The sequence below is a fragment of the Blautia sp. HCP3S3_G3 genome (genome assembly GCF_052063365.1).
Classification (GTDB): Bacteria; Bacillota; Clostridia; order Lachnospirales; family Lachnospiraceae; genus Blautia_A.
Genome location: NZ_JBQHXR010000025.1, coordinates 1 through 21,739, shown reverse-complemented (window position 1 = coordinate 21,739; position 21,739 = coordinate 1). Strand labels below are relative to the sequence as shown.

12 protein-coding genes are annotated in these 21,739 nt (G+C 40.4%); 9 read left to right on the top strand and 3 right to left on the bottom strand.

Features of this window, described 5'->3' with window-relative positions; translation table 11 throughout:
- Positions 1-60 precede the first annotated feature (60 nt).
- The 8 genes from ACTNEW_RS14115 (at position 61) to ACTNEW_RS14080 (ending at position 18,160) form a co-directional block, all read left to right on the top strand.
- A complete protein-coding gene (locus ACTNEW_RS14115; RefSeq protein ID WP_114002924.1) occupies positions 61-531 on the top strand; it encodes a helix-turn-helix domain-containing protein in 471 nt (156 codons plus the stop codon).
- 130 nt (positions 532-661) lie between these two features.
- Positions 662-763 carry a putative holin-like toxin gene (locus tag ACTNEW_RS14110; protein WP_015524590.1) on the top strand — a complete coding sequence of 34 codons (102 nt, stop codon included), beginning with the start codon at positions 662-664 and terminating at the stop codon, positions 761-763.
- A gap of 200 nt (positions 764-963) precedes the next feature.
- On the top strand, positions 964-8,748 hold the full coding sequence (locus ACTNEW_RS14105; protein ID WP_441062147.1) for a DEAD/DEAH box helicase family protein: 7,785 nt from the start codon (positions 964-966) through the stop codon (positions 8,746-8,748).
- Between the two features lie 54 nt (positions 8,749-8,802).
- Positions 8,803-12,657, top strand: a complete 3,855-nt coding sequence (locus ACTNEW_RS14100) for a DUF3849 domain-containing protein (RefSeq protein WP_441062145.1) — start codon at positions 8,803-8,805, stop codon at positions 12,655-12,657.
- Complete coding sequence (locus tag ACTNEW_RS14095) at positions 12,654-12,899, top strand: transposon-transfer assisting family protein (protein ID WP_441062143.1); 246 nt, start codon at positions 12,654-12,656, stop codon at positions 12,897-12,899. The genes ACTNEW_RS14100 and ACTNEW_RS14095 overlap by 4 nt, the downstream gene beginning before the upstream one ends.
- Positions 12,900-13,628: 729 nt before the next feature.
- On the top strand, positions 13,629-15,728 hold the full coding sequence (locus ACTNEW_RS14090) for a penicillin-binding transpeptidase domain-containing protein (protein ID WP_441062141.1): 2,100 nt from the start codon (positions 13,629-13,631) through the stop codon (positions 15,726-15,728).
- 40 nt (positions 15,729-15,768) lie between these two features.
- Positions 15,769-16,926: a DUF6070 family protein gene (locus ACTNEW_RS14085; protein ID WP_055052404.1), complete on the top strand. Its 1,158-nt coding sequence runs from the start codon at positions 15,769-15,771 to the stop codon at positions 16,924-16,926.
- Positions 16,913-18,160, top strand: a complete 1,248-nt coding sequence (locus ACTNEW_RS14080) for a DUF6070 family protein (protein WP_173904053.1) — start codon at positions 16,913-16,915, stop codon at positions 18,158-18,160. Before ACTNEW_RS14085 ends, ACTNEW_RS14080 begins: the two co-directional genes overlap by 14 nt.
- A gap of 27 nt (positions 18,161-18,187) precedes the next feature.
- Here the strand turns inward: ACTNEW_RS14080 and ACTNEW_RS14075 are convergent, their stop codons facing one another.
- On the bottom strand, positions 18,188-19,984 hold the full coding sequence (locus ACTNEW_RS14075) for a BlaR1 family beta-lactam sensor/signal transducer (protein WP_021650354.1): 1,797 nt from the start codon (positions 19,982-19,984) through the stop codon (positions 18,188-18,190).
- 10 nt (positions 19,985-19,994) lie between these two features.
- Positions 19,995-20,369 (bottom strand): BlaI/MecI/CopY family transcriptional regulator, encoded by a 375-nt coding sequence (locus tag ACTNEW_RS14070; RefSeq protein ID WP_441062155.1) that lies wholly within the window; start codon positions 20,367-20,369, stop codon positions 19,995-19,997.
- 118 nt (positions 20,370-20,487) lie between these two features.
- On the opposite strand from ACTNEW_RS14070, the gene ACTNEW_RS14065 reads away from it, so the two are divergent.
- Positions 20,488-20,901, top strand: coding sequence for a winged helix-turn-helix domain-containing protein (locus tag ACTNEW_RS14065; protein ID WP_118331069.1), 414 nt, complete (start codon positions 20,488-20,490; stop codon positions 20,899-20,901).
- A 23-nt stretch (positions 20,902-20,924) separates the two neighbouring features.
- Here ACTNEW_RS14065 and ACTNEW_RS14060 read toward each other — a convergent pair whose 3' ends face one another.
- The gene (locus ACTNEW_RS14060) at positions 20,925-21,623 is read right to left on the bottom strand and encodes a hypothetical protein (protein ID WP_441062139.1); all 699 of its coding nucleotides are present in this window, start codon (positions 21,621-21,623) and stop codon (positions 20,925-20,927) included.
- Positions 21,624-21,739: the final 116 nt, after the last annotated feature.

The following is a 21,739-nucleotide window of genomic DNA, read 5'->3' as shown; positions in this document are numbered from 1 at the left end:
TATAAATAGTGTTCTGGGGCTGTGGTTACTGCACAGCCCCATTTTGAAAAGGAGAAGAAATTGAAATTAGGAGCAAGAATAAGAAAAATCCGTATGTTTCGCAACATAACTCAAAAGGAATTGGGACGCAGATTAGGATATGGGGAAAGTAGTGCGGATGTGAGAATCGCCCAATATGAAAGTGGACAGCGTACACCGAAGCAGGAAACGCTTATCCGGATAGCAGAAATATTGGAAGTTGATGTCCGAAATTTTTTAAGTCCTGGAATTGCGACAATGGACGAATTAATGGAAACTTTATTCTGGATGGATGAAGAAAATAGAGGGCTTTTTCATCTGTTCCTGCTAAATGATTCAGAAAGTGAAATAGTTGGAATCACAATGAGGGATAAAAAAACAATGTCTTATCTGCAGGAATGGATGGGGAAAAAGCAGAAATTGGGCGATGGAAGAATCACAGAAGAGGAATATCTGGAATGGAAACTGCATTGGCCAGAGAATAAGAGAAAAACAGAATATAAAACCGTATGAAGTAAAAAGGAATTGCTTTGCGGAGAGTTACCTGTTAGAATATTACTGGAGTAACCGTGTACAGGGTTGGTAAAAACCTCCTGGATTTTCAGATTCCGTTAAGGGATACAGAAGAAGGGAGGTGGAGCGAATGGATACATACGAAGTCTTGAGCTTATTGTTCTTAGGCGGTACGTTTCTGATTGCTTTGCTTGCCTATTTGGATAATAGGGACAACAAGCGAAAAAAATAGCCTACCCTGTCTGCCAACAGGATAGGCAGCTCTCTTTGAGAGCAAAATAAATTAAAACCTAATCCAGGAGCATCCACCTTGTGGGCGGTTACTCTTTTCAATTAGAATATAGCATTTTCTCTCCGAAAAGTAAAGTACATTTTATGCAGCCAATTCTAAAAAAGAGTGGGCTGTTTTTTTATTGATAGGAGGGAAGTTTAATGTCTAAACTACAGGACATCCGAAACTTGGTGCAGGAACATGCCGTATCAGTGAGCAGTTCGCCAGGGGATTGGATGGATTATATGGACACAGCATCAAGGTTATATCGTTATTCTTTTTCAGATCAGCTTCTGATCCATGCACAGCGTCCAGACGCAACAGCATGTGCATCACTGGAACTATGGAATGAAAAGATGTTACGCTGGGTAAATCGTGGTGCAAGAGGAATTGCCCTGTTTGATGAAACCTGGCAGAATACCAAACTTCGTTATGTGTTTGATATTTCGGATACCCACATGGTAGCCGGAGGCAGAAGCCCGTATCTTTGGAAGATGCAGGAACACCAGAGAGAAGAGATCCTCACCCATCTGGCAGAAGTCTATGCTCTGGAAGAAAAGGATGCGGCAACTTTGCAGGACGCATTGATGGCGGTCGCAAGGGAAATGGTCAATGACAATCTGGAGGAATACCTAGATGGATTGGAATATGCTGTAGAAGGTACTTATCTGGAAGATCTGGATGAGGTGACGATCCGCAGTGATTTTCGTCAGCTGGCAACAGACAGTGTTTACTATCTGCTTTCCAGGCGATGCGGGCTTGACCCGATGGAACTTCTGGAAGAAGAGGACTTCATGCATATCACAGATTATAACCGTCTGTCAGTTCTCACCTTCCTTGGAAATGCGGCAAGCCAGCTCAGTGAGAGTATTCTGATTGATATTGGAAAGACCGTACATAAAATTTCTCTGGAAGAAGCGAGAAAAGAGGTTGAAAATTCCAATGAAAGGAATTATAATAACTTTACCACGTTAATTTGTGAAATCAAAAACCAGGATGCAGAAACGAAAAAAGAAGAAAATATTGAAAATGAAGGAGGAACCGATTATGGAATTGACATATCATCGCAAGGGAGATTATCTGTTTCCGAATCTGACCGTCGAAGAGGAAGAAGTGACGATCGGGAAATATGGGATGCTGCGGAGGACATTTCTGAAAGAACACAAGAACAGCCTTTATCAGAGCCTGTTCCTGACCGGGAAGCTGAACAGCCATCTGGAACAGATCGAGAAAGCAGCACAGGAGAGAATGGACAGCCAGATGGAGAAATTACTGGAGAAGAATCCGGCACCGGACAAGGAAGCAGATCCGATAGCATGGACAGCACACATGAACGCACTGATGGCAACAGCGGAAGAGAGCATCTTGACGGAATTGGTATACAGTTAGTCGAAGATACAAGAGAAGATGGATTGAGTAAAGCAGAGGAAGAGATTGCCTCTGCTTTATCTTTGCCCGAATATCCTACCGCAGATGAACAAAGACGGCAGATCGAGAAAAGGGCAGCTGCCCTTTATGCCGGAGAAATCCCGATTCCAGAGGAAGTTGTCGATGAGATCTTACGGACAGGAGGAAACCGGAAAGCCAGCCAGCTCCGGATCATCTATAATTTCATGAGTGAACAGACACCGGAGGAATATACGGAGTTTGTGAAGCGTGAATACCGTAAAGGTGGAAAAGGTTTTCAGATTGATGGAAATGAATATTCAGTCTGGTTTGATGAAACCGGGATGCAGATCGCAGTAGGGCATACGGTTACAGACCATATCTTAGATAAGGCATTTTTATCATGGGAAGATGTCAGCGGACGTATCCATCAGCTTTTAGACCAGGGTGAATATGCACCGCAGTCTGTATTGGATGCGGCAAGAAGTAATGCAGTAAAAGAACACGCCCAGGCTCTTGCCTATATGAAAGGGGATATGGCAGAAGGAGTAGCGGAGATTGTTTTCGATGAGGAGGATTTACCACATCTTCGCAGTATCTATCCGGAGATCACGGATTATCTGGAAGAAAAGCTGGAGGATTCCCAGTGGCTTTCGGAACTGAATGAAAGACTGGATGCACTGGCAGAAGCCTATGAAGAAAATCATTCTATTATGCGTTTCCATCATTATAATCCTATAAATATCTCAAAGCAGTTTCAGAAGTTTGCGGATGAGGTGATTCCTTATCAGGCTAGGGACGGCTTTGCCTGGAAAGAACATCCGATGTTCATTACACAGGATGAGATTGATGCTTATATTGCAGGAGGTGGAGCGTATTCGCAGGGCAGGCTTAGGACGTATTCCTTTTATCTACTTCATGAAGATGAAAGATCGAGGACAGGTTTTATCAAGGAACAGTATGGGATCGGTGGAAGCAGTCATGCACTGTCTGGTGCCGATGATTCATACGCAAACTATGATGGAAAAGGATTGTTTCTTGCAAGAGGTGCTTATGGGAATCCATATACGTCAATTTTATTATCCTGGAATAAAGTTGCAAACAGAGTAGCTTATCTGATAAAGAATGACCAGTTCCTGCAGGCAGAAGATTATGCTCGTATGCCGGAATATGAACGAGAGCAGATGGCGAATAAGGTACTCCGCTTTTATGACCGTCTTCCGGAAGAGATAGACAGACCCTTTACAGATGACTTCTTCTGGGAAAAACCAGGAAAAGAAATGGTCGCAGTATTAGAGAATCCAGAGCAGACAGAAGAACTGTTACAGAAGATGGATGCAGCATTGGCAGCTCTTCCATTGGATTTTGAAGCGTATGGGACAAACTATCAGCAGAAAACAGAACTTCTTTCGGAACTCCACCAGTATGCAGAAGGAACCTATACGATATTCCCGACACCGGAAGCAGAACCGTCTTTTGCGGAACCATCCGGACACCAGATGACCATGTTTGATTTCTTGGATACGAAGGCAGTGGCAGAACCGACCGTAGTAGATATGTCAGATGTGGAGGAAATAGAAGAGGAAAAGGTTACTGCCGAAGAATCTACTCTGGAAAGTCAGGAACAGGAAAAAGCCGTGATAGAACCATACAACTTCCGTATCCAGGATAATGACCTTGGTGCAGGCGGTCCGAAGGCAAAGTATAAGGCAAATATGGAAGCCATCCATTTGTTACAGACTTTGGAGAAAGAAGAACGTCTGGCAGCACCCGAAGAACAGGAAATTTTATCCCGTTATGTTGGCTGGGGTGGTATCCCGCAGGCATTTGAGGAGAGTAACAGCAGCTGGGCAGATGAGTATCTGGAATTAAAGAATACCTTATCACCAGAAGAATACAGAGCAGCAAGGGCATCGACCTTAAATGCTTTTTATACATCCCCGACCGTGATCCGAAGCATGTATGAAGCACTGGAAAATATGGGACTGAAACAGGGAAATATCCTGGAACCATCGTGTGGAGTCGGTAACTTTATGGGACTGATCCCGGAGAGTATGGGCAAAGCCAATATGTACGGTGTGGAGCTTGACCCGGTTTCGGGCAGGATTGCAAAACAGCTTTATCAGAAAAATAAGATTGCCGTACAGGGATTTGAGGAAACCAGTTATCCGGACAGCTTTTTCGACTGTGTGATAGGCAATGTTCCATTTGGGGCGTATCAGGTCAGTGACCGCAGATATGACCGGCATCATTTTATGATCCATGATTATTTTATTGCAAAATCCCTTGATCTGGTGCGTCCCGGTGGCGTAGTGGCTGTGGTAACTTCCAGTGGAACGATGGATAAGCAGAATCCGGCAGTGAGACAGTATATCGCAAACCGGGCAGAACTGCTTGGAGCCATCCGATTACCGAATAATGCGTTCCAGAGAAATGCCAATACCAGTGTTGTTTCTGATATTTTGTTTTTCCAGAAAAGGGACAGGGCATCCATTGAGGAACCGGAATGGTTAAATTTAAAGGAAATACCGGAAGGCTATTCGGTCAATGCTTATTTTGCAGAGCATCCGGAAATGGTGCTTGGTGATTTTACTACAGAAAGTACCCAGTACGGAAAGCAGGAAGTGACCGTAAAACCAAAAGAAGGCATTACCTTAGAAGAACAGTTAAAAGAAGCTATCAGGAATATCCATGGCACGATTACGGAACTGGAACTTTCGGATACAGAGCTGGAGGAGGAGGTTGTCTCTATCCCGGCAGACCCGGATGTAAAGAATTTCAGTTTTACCGTAGTGAATGAGGAAGTCTATTACCGGGAAAATTCTGTGATGAACCGCATGGAGCTTCCGGCAATGACAGCGGAACGTGTCAAAGGGATGGTGAAGATCCGTGATGTTACGAATGAACTGATCCAGTGTCAGATGGAAGAGGAAAGCGATGAACAGATCACAAAGCTGCAGGGAAAACTCAATGAAGAATACGATACCTTTACAGCAAAATATGGTCTTATCAGCAGCAATGCCAATAAGAGGGCATTTAGTCAGGACAGTAGTTATTGTCTTTTGACTTCTCTGGAATTTCTGGATGATAAGGGAGAACTGAAACGGAAAGCGGATATTTTTACCAAAAGGACAATCCGTAGGGCAGAAACGGTAACTTCCGTGGATACTGCCAGTGAAGCACTTGCGGTTTCTATTGGTGAGAGGGCAGGCGTTGACCTTTCCTATATGGCACAGCTTTCCGGGAAAACAGAAGAGGAGCTTACCGAAGAACTGGCAGGGGTGATCTTTAAGAATCCAATCGGTGAAAAATGGGAGCCGTCGGACGAATATCTTTCTGGAAATGTGAGGGAGAAACTTCAGATCGCCAAACAGTTTGCAGAAGATCACTCGGAATATCAGGTGAACGTGCAGTATTTGGAGCAGGTACAGCCAAAAGATCTGGATGCATCAGAGATTGAGGCAAGACTTGGGGCAACCTGGATCTCTGAGGATTACATTACACGGTTCATGGCAGAAACATTCCATACACCAAGATATTATGTAGGGAGCAAGGTCAAAGTCCAGTATGCCGAAGTGACCGGACAATGGAATGTTATGGGAAAGAATGTGGACAGTTACGGAAATGCTCTTGTTACTTCCACATATGGAACGCAGAGAGCCAATGCCTACCGTCTTTTGGAAGATGCCTTAAACCTTAGGGATACCAAGATTTATGACACGGTACAGGATGCCGAGGGGGAACACCGGGAATTAAACCGGAAGGAAACGATGCTGGCACAGCAGAAGCAGGAACTGATCAAAGAGGAATTTAAGGAGTGGATATTTAAAGACCTGCACCGACGGGAAGATCTCTGTAAGATCTATAATGAACGATTTAACAGCATCCGTCCACGGGAATATGATGGAAGCCATATTCAGTTTGTCGGCATGAACCCGGAGATTACCCTAATGCCGCACCAGAAAAACGCAGTGGCTCATGTGCTGTATGGAAATAATACCCTTCTGGCTCATTGCGTAGGAGCAGGGAAGACGTTCCAGATGATCGCAGCCGGTATGGAATCAAAACGGCTGGGACTCTCACAGAAGAATCTTTATGTTGTGCCAAACCATCTGACCGAGCAGTGGGGCAGTGATTTCCTACGTCTCTATCCGGGAGCAAATATCCTGGTGGCAACGAAGAAAGACTTTGAGCCGGCAAACCGAAAACGGTTCTGTTCCCGTATTGCGACAGGGGATTATGATGCCGTGATCATTGGACATACGCAGTTTGAGAAAATCCCCCTTTCAAAAGAACGGCAGATTGCCATGCTGGAAGATCAGATTGCAGATATTACGTTCTCCATTGAAGAAGCAGCACATCAGGCAGGGCAGAATTATACCATCAAGCAGTTGGAAAAAACAAAGAAAAGCCTGCAGGCGAGGATGAAAAAACTCAATGACCAGACCAGAAAGGATGATGTAGTAACTTTTGAGCAATTAGGTGTAGACAGACTGTTTGTGGATGAAAGCCATTCATTCAAAAATCTTTTCCTATATACAAAGATGAGAAATGTAGCAGGTATTTCACAGACGGATGCACAAAAAAGTTCCGATATGTTTATGAAATGCCGGTACATGGATGAACTGACAGGTGGCAGGGGAATTACCTTTGCTACGGGTACTCCCGTATCGAACAGTATGACCGAGCTTTATACTATCATGCGTTATCTCCAGTATGACACACTCATGCGTATGGGCATGGGACACTTTGATTCCTGGGCGGCAACGTTCGGAGAGACAGTAACCGCAATCGAATTATCACCGGAAGGAACGGGCTATCGTGCGAAAACACGATTTGCCCGTTTTTTCAATCTTCCGGAGCTGATCTCTATTTTTAAGGAAGCTGCGGATATTCAGACTTCGGATATGCTGAATCTTCCCGTACCGGAAGCAGAGTTTATCAATGAAGTCTTGAAGCCAAGTGAAGAACAGCAGGAAATGGTCAGTGCTTTTTCAGAACGTGCCGAAAGTGTAAGAGGCGGTCTTGTGAATCCGACAGAGGATAATATGCTCAAGATCACCAACGATGGAAGAAAGTGTGCGTTAGACCAAAGGCTTTTGAATGAACTTCTTCCGGATGCCGAAAAAAGCAAGGTCAATACCTGTGTGGAAAATGCTTTCCAGGTATGGGAGGAAGGAAAAGCAGACCGGACAACCCAGCTGATCTTCTGTGACTTGTCCACACCAAAAGGAGACGGGACTTTCAACGTATATGATGATGTCCGGAACAAACTGACAGAAAAAGGAATCCCGAAAGAAGAGATTGCTTTTATCCATGAATACAACACGGAGGCAAAGAAAGCGGAACTGTTTGCAAAGGTACGGGCCGGACAGGTGAGAATCCTCATGGGTTCCACTCCAAAACTCGGTGCTGGTACCAACGTACAGGACAGGCTCATTGCCCTCCATCACCTTGATTGTCCGTGGAAGCCGTCTGATCTGGAACAGCAGGAAGGACGTATTTTAAGACAGGGAAACCAGAATGACAAAGTAAAGATATTCCGGTATGTGACGGAGAACACTTTTGATGCGTATATGTGGCAGATTTTGGAGAATAAGCAGAAGTTCATCAGTCAGATTATGACCAGTAAATCCCCGGTCAGAGCTTGTGAAGATGTTGATGATACGGCACTGTCCTATGCAGAGATCAAGGCACTTGCCACAGGCAATCCGTACATTAAAGAAAAAATGGATCTGGATGTGCAGGTGAGTAAGCTGAAACTTCTAAAGGCAAACCATACCAGTCAGATTTACCGTCTGGAATCCGATATTGCAAAGAATTTCCCGGTACAGATCAGTGCATTGAAAGAGCGGATTGCCGGGATGCAGGTGGATTCGCAGGTAGTAAAAAGCGTGGATTTACAGGATAATGACACGTTTGCCATGACGGTAGGGAATGTTCTTTATGAAGATAAGAAAGAAGCAGGCGAAGCGTTGATCGCCGCCTGTGCAGGTTTAAAAACCATCAGCACCGGCGGAAAGGTCGGGGAATATCAGGGGTTTACGTTATCTGCTTCCTACAATATGTTCTCCAATGCGTTTGAACTGACGATCAAAGGAAAATGCTCTTATAAGCTGGAGATCGGAAAAGACCCTATAGGAAATATGCAGCGTATCCATAACACGCTTTCTTCTATCGACAGGAAGCTGACGGAAAGTAAGCAGAAGTTAGAAACCGTACAACAGCAGCTTGCTACTGCACAGGAAGAGGTAAAGAAACCATTTCCGAAAGAAGCAGAACTGAATGAAAAGATGGAACGCTTATCCGAGTTAAATGCCCTGCTGAACATGGATGAAAAGGGCAATGAGACGATTATGGCAGATGAGGATATTGGCAGAGAAGGAAGCAGCACAGACAGCAGGGATGCCGTAGAAGAAAAAGAACTTCCGGAAACAGCAGACAGAATCCATAAGCCGTCTATTCTGGAACGCTTAAAGCAGGAGAAGGCACAGCAGAATACAGCGGAACAGCCATCTGTACAGAAAGCTGCAAAGAAAAAACATGAACAGGAGTTATAAAAGATTTCCCGTCAGAGTTTTCTCTGGCGGGGACATAAAATGGAGGGTTTGTTTATGGCAAATAATATAGAAAAACAGTTAAAAGAAATATCGGAACGGCTGGAACAGGGAGTAAAGGAAATCTTTACATCGGAGAGATATACCGAATATCTGAATACCATGTCAAAGTTCCACAATTACAGCTTTAATAACACACTGCTGATCACCATGCAGAAACCGGAAGCAACACTGGTGGCAGGCTATCAGGCATGGAAGAAGAAATTTAACCGTCATGTAAAACGTGGAGAGAAAGGAATCCAGATCATCGCACCAGCACCGATACGGGAGAAACAGGAGATTGAAAAGATCGACCCGGTAACAAAAGAGCCTGTGATCGGGGATGATGGACAGCCGGAAACAGAGATCGTGGAGATGGTGATACCGAGATTCCGTGTAACGACAGTGTTTGATGTCAGCCAGACAGAGGGGGAACCGATCGCAGAACTGGAGGTACCGGAGCTTACCGGAAGTGTACAGTTTTATGATACGTTTATGCAGGCATTGCAGAATATTTCTCCTGTACCGATCCGCATGATGAATGTGGAAGGGGATGCAAAAGGCTATTATCACCAGACAGAAAAATATATTGCGATAAAGGAAGATATGAGTAATGTACAGACGATGAAAACCGGAGTCCATGAAGTGAGCCACGCATTGCTGCATGACCGGGAAGTAATGGATGTGGAAGGCGTCCTAAAAGACCAGACAACAAAGGAAGTGGAAGCAGAAAGTATCGCTTATATTGTCTGCAACCATTTTGGTCTGGATACTTCAGAATATTCGTTTACCTATATCGCCAGCTGGTGCGAGAGCAGGGATATGAAGGCGTTGAAAGCATCAATGGATACCATCCGAAAAACATCTGCAGAGATCATTGGGAACATTGAGGAGCAGATGCATGAGCTGGAAAGGGAAAACACCATGCAATATGAAGAAAAAGAAGCATCTGCCACCAGACAGGAAAAACTGGAACAGGACAGTGCAGAAAAGATTGATGAAACTTTGCTTTTTCATGGAGAAAGCGGTCGTTTTGCAATCTATCAGATGGATACGGGCGGAGAGCATACTTATCAGTTTATGGGTTTTGAATCGGCTAAAAAATTAGGCTATACCATTGAGGGGAAAGACTACAGGATGGTGTATGCGGCTCCGTGGATACCAACGATCACATTAGAGGATATTTTTGAGAGATTTAATATCAACCGCCCGAACGATTTTCATGGACATTCCTTATCGGTAAGCGACGTCATAGTTATAAACCGGACGGCGGAGACAAAGGCTTATTATGTGGATTCTTTCGGCTTTGAGGAACTTCCGGACTTTGTACAGCAGAGAATGGAGATGCTGGAAAATAATCATACCAGAGCCTATCCGCCAGTTTATAAAGGAACACTTGCTCAGGCAATGGAAGAACGGGATGTAGATGCTTATCTGGATTCCAGAAAGTTAAATATTGATTGTAAGAAAGCAATCGAGGAAGCAATCGCATTAAATTTTGACGGGCTGCATTTAAAGGAAGATGCCGCAAAACAAGTGCTGGAACAGTTTGGAGAAGAACGTATGACGTTTGTTATGGCAAATACGCTTCGGGAACTTTCTTATGACGGCAGATTTTCCAAACAGAACAAAGACTGGGCAGAACATATCGAAATCCCGGAAAATATCAATCAGGGGAAGAATCTGAATCAGGATTATGTGATAGAAAGCCACCCAGCGGTGTTAGATGGATTTATTGATATGGCAAGGGCAGAGATCCGTATGCAGAAGATTGAACAGGCATTAGATGAAGCGGAAGTCACCATTACAGCAGATACCAGAGGATTTGAAGCAGATGGACATGCAGGAACCTGGCATACAGTAGATGAAAGAGAGTATGCAGGGGAGAAGTTCTTCTTCATGGAACATGATGAGTATGGTTCAGATGTGGCAGGGATTATCGTATCGGAACATGGTCAGCTTGTCGCAGAAGATCTCTGGAATGGGTATGATGCAGGAGCATTGGAAGCTATTTCAGAATATCTGCAGGAGAAAGGGATTTCTGTGGAAGGACTTATGCCGGAACTGGAACCGGATGAACTGGCATATAAGATTGACGATAGGTATTTTGCAATCCAGAGAACAGAGGAAGGCTATGATTATACCTTTTATGCTTTGGATTACGATGAGATCGACGGCGGTGCCTATGACAATCCTGATATTTCTATGCAGCAGGCAATGGAAGATATTCTGGAAGATGAAGAAATGTCCCTGGAAAATGCAGTTCCCGTTGACTATGAGGATTTGATGGCAGAAGTGGAAGAAGCAGGCGAACGGCAGATGCAGCTGGCACAGTTATTAAAGAATTGTCCACCAAGTATTTTTGAGGATTATGACAGGGAAAGAGCAGTGGATACCTGTGAGGGAATTGCAATGCAGTTTACCAAGAGCAAAGGGTATCTGACCGTACAGGCAACGGAAGAAGGTTATTTTTATATTTTTTATGATTCTGACCTGCACGAAATCCATTCCAATGATTATGACGATCCCAAAGTATCTGTTCAGAAAGCTACTTATGAAATCTTAAAAAGTGAAAGAATGGATGATATGGAATGTGTCAAAGTGGACTATAAAGAATTTGAGGCAATGACCATCCAACATTCAAAGGATTTACTACAGGCAGGTGAGCTTCGTGCGACTTCTGAGATTGGAAGAGATGAAGCAGCATTAAATGGTCTTAGCAGGGCAGAAGTGGAACGGGGTGTCTTGTATCACGCACAGGGTATTCTGGAAGATATGGGACTGGAAAATGAAGTAGAGCTGCTTGCAGCAAGGGTGCATGGTTCCAGAAGCAGAGAGGAACTTTACAGAGATGATTCTGACCTTGATGTGGTGCTTTCTTATCATGGCAATATCCGGGAGGACAGTTTCTTCAATGAATTAAATGCTCATGGTATAGCAATGGCAGGTATTAAGGTGGACATCAATCCTATCGCAGAAGAAAGAATCACTCTGGCAGAATATATGAAGGAAGCAGATGCTTACCTTGATCAGCAGGAGATCAAAAAGCTGGCGGTGGATTTAGATAATTTCAGCTATGAATATGACACTTACGAATATAAAGATACCGTTGAGAACAGGGAAGAACAGGTGAAGAAAATCACAGAGGACATTTTGAATCAGAAAACAGGGTGTTTAAAGGACTGGCTGGTTGAAGTATCGGAAGAATCTGATATAGACAGTGATGTGATAACTGCCCGGTCATTACTTTCCCGCCTGGAAAATGCAGAAACCTTTTCTATCTTTACCAGACAATCAGAACAGGAACAGCCGGAAGCTACGATTACTTTTTATGTGGCAGAGTGTATGGAGTTTCCGGTCATGGGAGAATACCATAATAATCTTACTCTGGAAGAAGCGATTAAGATTTATGAAAGTATTCCGGCAGATCGACTGCATGGAGGCAAAGGGATTGGTTTTGACCTGCAGGACGGGGATAAGGATTATTCTGGAGAGTACGAACTGATGTGTTGGGACAGAGTAGACAGGGAACTGATAGATATGATTCCGCATTACAAGGAAAGTCCATTGGTACAGAAAGCAATTAACGATATGGAAAAGTATTTGAATGAGAAACATGGAAAAGTGCAGGAAGCAGAACAGACTGTGGAAGTGAAACAGGAAGTTCCAGAAGCACCAGTCAAGAAAGAATCCGTATCAGTAGAACCAAACCGGGAACAAAACAAAGAGCCTGCAAAGGGTGGAAAAGGAGAACTGAAAAAATCCGTACTGCAGTCATTGAAAGAGTTTCAGGCAAGAGCAAAAGCACAGGAGCAGAAAGAAACGGAAACTGAAAAATCCAAAGCACGTAAGAAGGGGGAGGTAGAATTATGATGGATCTGGCAATGAACTTTGATACAGATGAATGCTTAGTGACCGCAATGTTTGATAAAGGCAACAGAAATGACACGATGGAAGCCATCGGCAATATTATTCCATTTCTGGAAGGGGATGAGGATATGATCGGGCTTGTCTGCAATACCATAAGAAAGCTGTTCTGCATGAGCAATGAAGGCTATGAGATTTTTCTTATGGACTTAGAAGATTATAAATCGGAACTGGAAGAGGGGGAATGAATTCAAGCCAGAGTGCAGTATAGCAGGTGAAAGATGAGAATCGAAGGAAAAAGTGTCAGCATTGAGAAGTGTTAACAGGTATATATTGGAAGAATTCAGCCAGGGAAACTCTGGCTGATATAAAAACACATCTGCAGAAACAGTGACTGAAGAAATTTTGAGTAGTGGAATTGGGAAGAAGTATTTAGATACTATAATAAAGAGATTAGCTGGCTTGTATACTGACAGAGAGGACATAGTAAACAGATTTGCGTTATTATCAGGGATTGTAGGGAGATTCCGAAGAGCTTTTGTTCAGATGATGAAACAATAGGATTGGTACAGGAATTATATAGAACAAAAGTTAATAAAGGGATTTGTTGCGTTTTCCGCTATAATAATCTGCCAGCAAAGAATGTGTTGCCTGAATATGTTTGTGATTATAAGAAACGAGCAGGGTTATTTCAAAGATCTGCAGATTTAGAGTAGTTCTTTTTTTCTGAGAGAAAAATTAAAAATCGTTTTTGGTTCTTCTGGAGAGTGATTATAGCGTTTGGGAAACATCCGGAGAAACCATTACCTCAGGGTGTCGGTAAAGTTCTTTATCAAAGAGAGCTTTGAGATGCCCTTTCTTTTTTTATCCAAATCTTTCCTCTTGTTTACATATATAAACCTAAGAAAAAACTTGACGTTTAAATATTACAAGTGTAATATTTAAGAAAATACGAAAAAAAGGAGAAATAAAACTATATGAGAAAAACGAAAAGAAAAAAACACACGAAGACTATCACAAAAATAGTTTTATTTAGCGGTATATTGATTGGTGGTGGAATCGGTATTGTAACAATAATGAATCGTAATGTTCCTGAAAAAAGACTAATGGAATATATGAAATATATTGAAAAAGGGGAATATGAGCAAATGTATGCCATGCTGGATCAGAAAAAAAGCAGCATGAACAGTAAGGAAGAATTTATAGAACGAAATTCTAAAATATATGAAGGCATTGAGATGTCTGATCTGTCCATAACCGATATTACAGCAAAAAGAAAAGAAAACGGAAATGCGGCAGTTTCCTATACAACAAATATGCAGACTGCTGCAGGAAATGTAGAATTTACCAACAATGCGGTATTTTCACATAACTGGACAGGATATCATTTAATCTGGCAGGATCAGTTGATTTTTCCAGAGTTATCTGCAACGGATAAAGTTCAGGTAACGTTAGAAGAGGCAAAAAGAGGAAATATTTTAGACAGAAATGGTCGCCAGCTGGCTGGAGAGGGAACTGCATCTTCGGTAGGAATTGTTCCGGGCAGAATGGAGAACAGGGAAGATACAATAAAAAAACTGGCAGAGTATCTTGGAATTGGAGCAGACGAAATTGAGGATAAGTTAAAAGCCGATTGGGTAAAAGCAGATTCTTTTGTACCAGTAGCAACAATTCCTAAAATACAAGAGGTCGATCTTCTGACAGTGAATCCGGATGAAACTGTTCTGGAAGAAAAAGAAAAGCAGGACACATTATTGAAGATTCCAGGTATTATGTTATCTGATGTAAAAGTACGAACTTATTATCTAAAAGAAGCTACCTCTCATCTGGTAGGGTATGTACAGGCGGTTACAGCCGAGGATTTGCAGGAACATAAAGGGGAAGGGTATCGTACAAACAGTGTGATTGGAAAGACGGGACTGGAAACGCTTTATGAAAAAGAACTAAAAGGGACAGATGGGTGTGAGATCTGTATTGTAGATGCAAATGGAAATAAAAAAAGTGTCATTGCATATGAGCCTAAAAAAGATGGAGAAGATATCCATACTACGATTGATGGCGATCTTCAAAGTACTCTTTATGAACAATTTAAAGAAGACAGAGGATGTTCTGTAGCCTTGAATCCTTATACAGGGGAAGTACTGGCGTTGGTAAGTACGCCATCTTATGATAATAATGATTTTGTACGTGGAATGGACAATAGCCAGTGGAGTGCATTAAATGAAAATGAAGACAGGCCTTTATACAACCGCTTTCGCCAGACATGGTGTCCAGGCTCAACTTTTAAACCTGTAATTGCTGCAATTGGATTAAAAGTGGGGGCATTTACTGCAAATGACGATTTTGGAAATGAGGGTCTGGCATGGCAGAAAGATTTCTCGTGGGGAGATTATACAGTGACTACACTTCATGATTATGCACCTGTGATCTTGAAAAATGCGCTTATTTATTCAGATAATATTTATTTTGCAAAAGCAGCATTAAAAATCGGTGCGGATCAACTGATGCAATCTCTAAATCAAATAGGATTTAATCAGGAACTTCCATTTGATATTAAAATGTCAGAGTCTCAGTATTCTAATACGGACAAGATAGAAACAGAAATCCAGCTTGCTGACAGTGGGTATGGACAGGGACAGATTCTGGTAAATCCTTTGCATCTTGCAAGCATTTATACGGCTTTTCTAAATGATGGAAATATGATAAAGCCATATCTTCACGCGGATGGAAGCACTTCCAGTGAAATCTGGATAAAAGATGCTTTTTCACCACAAATTGTTTCGGAGGTTATGGAGGGGCTAGAGGGTGTAGTGAATAACCCGGAAGGAACTGGTTATGGAGCATGCCGGGAAGACATTAGATTAGCAGGAAAAACCGGAACAGCGGAACTGAAAGCTACAAAAGAAGATACATCTGGAACAGAAATTGGCTGGTTTACAGTCTTTACTACAGATAGAGATACAGAGAATCCTATTTTGCTCATCAGTATGGTAGAGAATGTGAAAGATATTGGAGGAAGCGGTTATGTGGTGGAAAAGGATAAGGCGATACTGGATGAATATCTCGGTAATGAATAATTTTTACCTTTAAATATTACAAATGTAAGAGGAAAATGATATGAAAAAAATTTGGAAAATATTTTGGGGAGTTATTTTTCTTGCTGTCTGTAGTGGATGTGGCATAAAGAAAGAGCAGAAAAAGACAATTGAAGATACGAAAGAAAAAATTTACAGAGAGTGTGAAATGCTGGCAGAAGACTATCAGAGCATATATGAGAATGCTGCGAAAGAAAATGCACTATATGAGCTGAGTACAATACAAAAAAGTATGGATTATTTTGGAAAATATGGATATGCAGTAATTGATTCCTACAATCAGCTGGATATGGTTCAAAGTATTAAAGTAGATGATTTTTTGAAAAAAGCAGAAAAAGAGAAAAATGGAAAAACTACTATATTTCAAGTTATAGCAGGAGATCATTTTATTCGGTATGATCTGAAAACCAAACAGGGGAAAATAGACGTTGAAGTAAGCTCTTTTAAATGGAAAGAGGATACTTGGCAGGAAACATATTATCATGAGTTTAGAGCTAATTCATGGAAATATACAGAAAACGGGTATTTCTTTATGGAAGAATATCATCCGGCTGGATATGATGGACCGTCTGGATATCGGGCCTTTCGGGTAGTGCCGTTAAATAAAAAATGCAGGGAGCTGAATCGAAAATATATACTTCCTTTTGGATATACACTTAATAAATTGTTTACTTCTAATTGGAGTGAAAAAAATTATGATGGAATAAATTTTTATGATGTTTTTGACCGTTTACTTTCAATGGAAGAAAAAACTGATGAATTTAAGGAAGGAAAGACTTATGAAATCCCAAAAGAATCATTTGAAGCGATATTTCAAAAATATTTTAATATAAGCGCAGAGATACTGCAGACAGGAACGGTATTTCACACGGAAACACAGACATATCGGTATCGAACCAGAGGAATCGTATATGATTTTGCTCCCACACCATATATTCCATATCCGGAAGTTGTTTCCTACATAGAAAATCAAGATGGAACAATAACACTGGAAGTAAATGCGGTATGGCCACAAAAAGAATTAGATCAGGCGTTTTGTCATAGCGTAACCATTCGGCTGTTAGATAAAGATAGATTTCAATATGTATCCAATTATGTATCAAGGTCAGAAATAGAGGTTACCTGGTATACGGAAAGATTATCAGACGAAAAGTGGGAGGAATGTTATGGAGATAATTGATATGAGTACAAAAAGAAAACTGAAAAAGATGGTGAGTGTTTTATTTATTTTGGGATGCTTTTTCATAGGAAATACAAAATGTAAAGGGGCTGATTTAGAATATATTTCACAGGAAACTGCGAATTATGCTGTACAAGAAAGAGGATATGATTTGCCAGTAGATGAAGTCGTGAAAGAAGAAGCTATTGAAGATTGTAAGAATGTTATGAATCAGATGAAAGCCATTTATCAAAAGGCGGATAAAGGAACTTCATCGAATGTAGTAGTTTCTGAGACAGTAATGGAAAAAATGCAGGAAGTATTAAAGGAAAAAAATGTCCCTGTTATTACATCAGCGCCGTATTCAAATATGGCTAATTATTCTAAAATGGAAGAATTTCTTTTCAGGGCAGAACAGGATCTGCCAGGAGATATCGTCTTATATAGGATTAACAGGGATGGTGGGATAGAAAGACTCAAATTCAATTATGATGGGACAGATATGTATTTGTTGGCTGCGAAAGTTGTTTGGGGTATGAACGACAATCCATCTATTGTATATGTTTCGTATACAAGGATAGAAGAATGGAAATATACAGAAAAAGGCTGGTTTGGTTATACGCTATGTGTTCCAAAATATCCGGAAGTATCAGAAGCGGTTGATGGCAGTTCTATGATAAGAATTAAACCTTTAAGTGATGAATGCAGGGAAGTTTCAAAGAGGTGTGTGTATTTGCTTGGATATCAGGGGAATAATCTTTTATGTTCTGATTGGGATAGATCTGATATGGAAGGGTTAGATTATAATGGTTTATATGAATATTTATATCGAATGAAATACGGGGAGAGATATGAGTTTTCAGGTAACTCAAGTGGAATTCCGGCAGAAGAGTTTGAAAATCTGATAATGGAGTTTTTGCCGATAACAGCGGAGCAAATTAAAAAATGGGCAGCATTTGATTCGGAACATCAAACTTATGACTGGGAACGATTAGGTTGTTTAAATTATAGCCCTACTCATTTTGGAACATCTTTACCGGAGGTCGTTGAAATAAGAGATAGCGGAGAGGGAAACAATGTGCTGGTTGTTGATGCTGTATGTGATACATTTATATGTAATGATGCCGTTATTACAAGTGAGCTGACTGTTAAGTTCAACGATGATAAGAGTTTTAAATATATGGGGAATAAAATTCTGAATAATGGTACGAAAGAAGTTCCCAAATATCAATATAGAATAAAAAGAAAGAACTGATAACAACTATCAGCCCTTTCATATTTGTTAATTCCATATATGTAATTTTTTTAAGATATCAGAAGTGATTTCAAATGCTTTTTTGCCAGTTGCATTAGAATCACTTTGGATATTGGTTGCAAAATAATAGCTGTTATCGGAAGTTTCTACATATCCGATAAACCAGCCGTTGATATCCTGTCCGTTGACACGACCGGTTCCAGTTTTTCCGTAGAAATTACCATTAGGTGTACTGGCAATTTTTATAGCATTTTTAACAGAAAATACATTTTGGGAATTTAGATGGAATTCATTTGTGTTAAATTTTTTCAATAATGTTACTTGCTCTAAAGGCGAGATTTTTAATGAAAAATCGGACCAGTATAAATCCAGATTTGAACTGGTTGTCTGGTTTCCATATTCTATTTTATTCAAAAATTCCTGGACTCTGTTAATTCCGAGCTGCGAATCAATTGCCTGGAAATACCAGTTAACGGAATTTTGCATAGCAGAGTTTAAATCCTGATCAGCTTCCCAGGATGGAAAAGGAAAGGCATCACCATTCCATGTCATGGAAGAGTGTTCTGGTGTGATGATTCCGGATTCCAACCCTAATAATGCATCGTATATTTTGTAGGTAGACTCTGGCGGAATACGTTTGGTGGCTTCTTCAAGATCGTATATTTTCCAGGAATCCAAATTATTGTCATACAAAACAAATGATCCATCATATGTTCCAAATGTTTCGGATATATCTAACAGGGAGATATTTTTGTCTGTATCACTAAAATGATATACGCTTTGAGTAGAGGCATCAATGGATAAAATGGGTGTACATCCAATAAAAACAGCACTAATGACCAGATAAATTATCAATGCTCTCATTTTTTGATAAAGAGTTTCTTTCCTAAAAACGGCGATGTTGAGAATACGTCGTTTCATCTGCCTGAAATTTCCGGACATTCCAACTGCCAGTGGAGAGGAAAAAGAGGATATTTTTTCTGCAAAATTAATCAGTGTAGTTCCATAAGCTTGGTATTCATCAGCAGAAATCATCTGCAATACAGCAGAATCACAGGCTATTTCACGGTCACAGAGAATTTCTTTTAAAGTGTACCAAACAAAAGGGTTAAACCAGTAGAGTATATTACTTATGACCATGAGGAAGCCAATAAATGTATCTTTGTGACGGTAATGCTGTAATTCGTGTAGCAGCATAAAACGCATATCATCAGGATTCAGTTCGGAAATTAAATGGATGGGAATGTAAATTCTGGGATGTATTATTCCGATTAAAACTGGTGATTTTAAAAATGCAGTACTGTAGACTGATACTGGGTGAGAGATTTTAAGTTCCTTTAAACAATTGTAATAAATAGTTTTTACCTGCTGATTTTGAAGCGGGAGAGCAGATCTTTTTATGGAGCGTACATAGTTTAATGAATGAAGGGTGAGGACTGACATAATCATAACACCCGTTATCCATATTAGAAAGAGTATGGTATTCAAGCCTCCAGAAAATTGACTACTGATGGAAACTGAAAAATCATTCACCTGGTTTAACAAAATATTTTGTGTATTACTGGTAAGTTCGGATAGCGTGTCGGTACCAGAGTTAAGTCCTGAGTCAGTTTGAAAAAAATGTAACCATGAAAAAAGTTGTGAGCCATGAATCTGTACAGGAAAAAATGGCACGGCAAGTAGTAAAAATAAAAGAAAACAGAGATGGTACTGTGTAGCCGCAGATAAATATTTTTTCAGAAGTTTTTTTGTTCCGATTATTACAAGTGTAAAAATACATATGAAGATATTACTGATTAAAAAGTGGATAATCCAGTTGCTCATTCAAAACCTCCTATTTCTGATGTTTTGATAATAAATGGCGTAAGTTATCAATTTCTGTTGAAGAGAGCTTATCGTCTTCAAGGTAAGAAGCCAGCATAGAAGAAAGATTTCCATTATAATATCGCTTTAAAAAAGAATTGCTTTCCTGGCGTATATATTCATCTTCTTGGACTAATGGAGTATAGACAAATACCCGGCTTTGTTTTTCGTAGGAAAGAGCTTTTTTGGAAACAAGTCTCTTGATAAGAGTTTGAATTGTTTTTTGACTCCAGCTGGTAGTTAGAGTAAGTTTTTCTGTAATTTCATTTGTATTGATGGGAGCATATTTCCATACAATTTTCATAACTTCAAATTCGGCTTCTGAAATTTGGGGTAGTGACATAATAAAATCCTCCTGCTAAATCCTACATATGTAATAAATATATTATATTACTTGTAGAAGAAAAAAGTCAAATGGCAGATGATATATAGAATATAAAATTAATAATGTAGAGGCAATAAAGGTGAAAAAGATAGAAATTATTGAGAGAATCACAGATGCTAATGGAAGCATAAGTGAAAACATATTGACTAGCTGGGAACATAAAAACCAATTCATACCGGAAATTATAAGGTTTGGAGAATTAAAAATATATCTACAGGAACGAATTGTTAAAAAGAATGATAGTGATGTTCATCTTTCAAAATATGAATATGATATTTTACTTCTTTTAGCGAAAAATCCAGGTAGAATATTTGGAAAAGAAATGGTTTATGATCTGGTATGGAATGAACCTTATTCCGGTGATTATAATGTGGTTATGCGACATATCTGCAATATCAGAGAAAAAATAGAAGATGATCCTGGACAACCATTATATATACAAACAGTACGAGGTGTAGGATATCGGTTTAACGGGAATTTAGGCAGCGAGTGAAATCGCTGCCTATTATTATGGTTTTACAAAGAAGGAAGTTTGTTATGGGAAGATTTTTCTATTTCAGGATCATCCGGTTTTAGATACTTGGACAAGTTTTGATGTATCAATTCCAACTCTTTCATTTCTTTCCGAAAGGAAACATATTGAGTATTTATTGACTTCTTTCTGGAAATAAGCTCTGAAATTTGAGCCTGTAACTTATTGGTATTGAGCTGTTTCAGGTCTATACCATTTTCCTGTAAAATATGCTCGGCACCAGCGAAAAGGATAATTTGAGATTCATATTTACGGAAATAACGATCCGAATCTTTTGAGCTTTTATAATGGTCGTTATAAATTTTATTTTTCTGATATTGTTCAGCGTATTTTAGCAGTTCTCGAAGATGTCGGATCTGTGATTCAAGAGAGACGACAGTGGTATTTACCTCTTTTTGTTGCATATGTAACAAGGTTATGCGGCTTTCAAGTTCTGAAAAATTATGTAGATTATGTGTAAGCATCTGGCTATATGTAGTAGAAACAATCTTTAAATTTTCCTTATTTGCCCATTTCTGAAGGTCGATGTTTCCTGTTATATTGGGAGCGTTGGTGTCTATTAACTTCTTGCGAACAGAAGAAATGGCAGTTCTCTGGAGTTTATTCTCAATACGTTCTTTGATACGTTCCTTAGTAAAATTTTTTCCTAAAGATTTAGCACTTCCACGCACTGGACGGGACATATCGGGAGACAGTGTGAAATAATCTCTGTAAATCCAGATTTTCTATGATAATTGAGTGGGCTTGGGAGCGGTTATCCGCTTACAAGCCCTTGATTATTTTTATCAAAAACAAGATG

Excerpts from the sequence above, each read along its gene's own strand:
- ACTNEW_RS14090 (WP_441062141.1), top strand. The coding sequence starts at position 13,629 with ATGAGAAAAACGAAAAGAAAAAAACACACGAAGACTATCACAAAAATA.
- ACTNEW_RS14100 (WP_441062145.1), top strand. The coding sequence starts at position 8,803 with ATGGCAAATAATATAGAAAAACAGTTAAAAGAAATATCGGAACGGCTG.
- ACTNEW_RS14075 (WP_021650354.1), bottom strand. The coding sequence starts at position 19,984 with ATGAGCAACTGGATTATCCACTTTTTAATCAGTAATATCTTCATATGT.
- ACTNEW_RS14060 (WP_441062139.1), bottom strand. The coding sequence starts at position 21,623 with ATGTCCCGTCCAGTGCGTGGAAGTGCTAAATCTTTAGGAAAAAATTTT.
- ACTNEW_RS14110 (WP_015524590.1), top strand. The coding sequence starts at position 662 with ATGGATACATACGAAGTCTTGAGCTTATTGTTCTTAGGCGGTACGTTT.
- ACTNEW_RS14105 (WP_441062147.1), top strand. The coding sequence starts at position 964 with ATGTCTAAACTACAGGACATCCGAAACTTGGTGCAGGAACATGCCGTA.
- ACTNEW_RS14080 (WP_173904053.1), top strand. The coding sequence starts at position 16,913 with ATGGAGATAATTGATATGAGTACAAAAAGAAAACTGAAAAAGATGGTG.
- ACTNEW_RS14095 (WP_441062143.1), top strand. The coding sequence starts at position 12,654 with ATGATGGATCTGGCAATGAACTTTGATACAGATGAATGCTTAGTGACC.
- ACTNEW_RS14085 (WP_055052404.1), top strand. The coding sequence starts at position 15,769 with ATGAAAAAAATTTGGAAAATATTTTGGGGAGTTATTTTTCTTGCTGTC.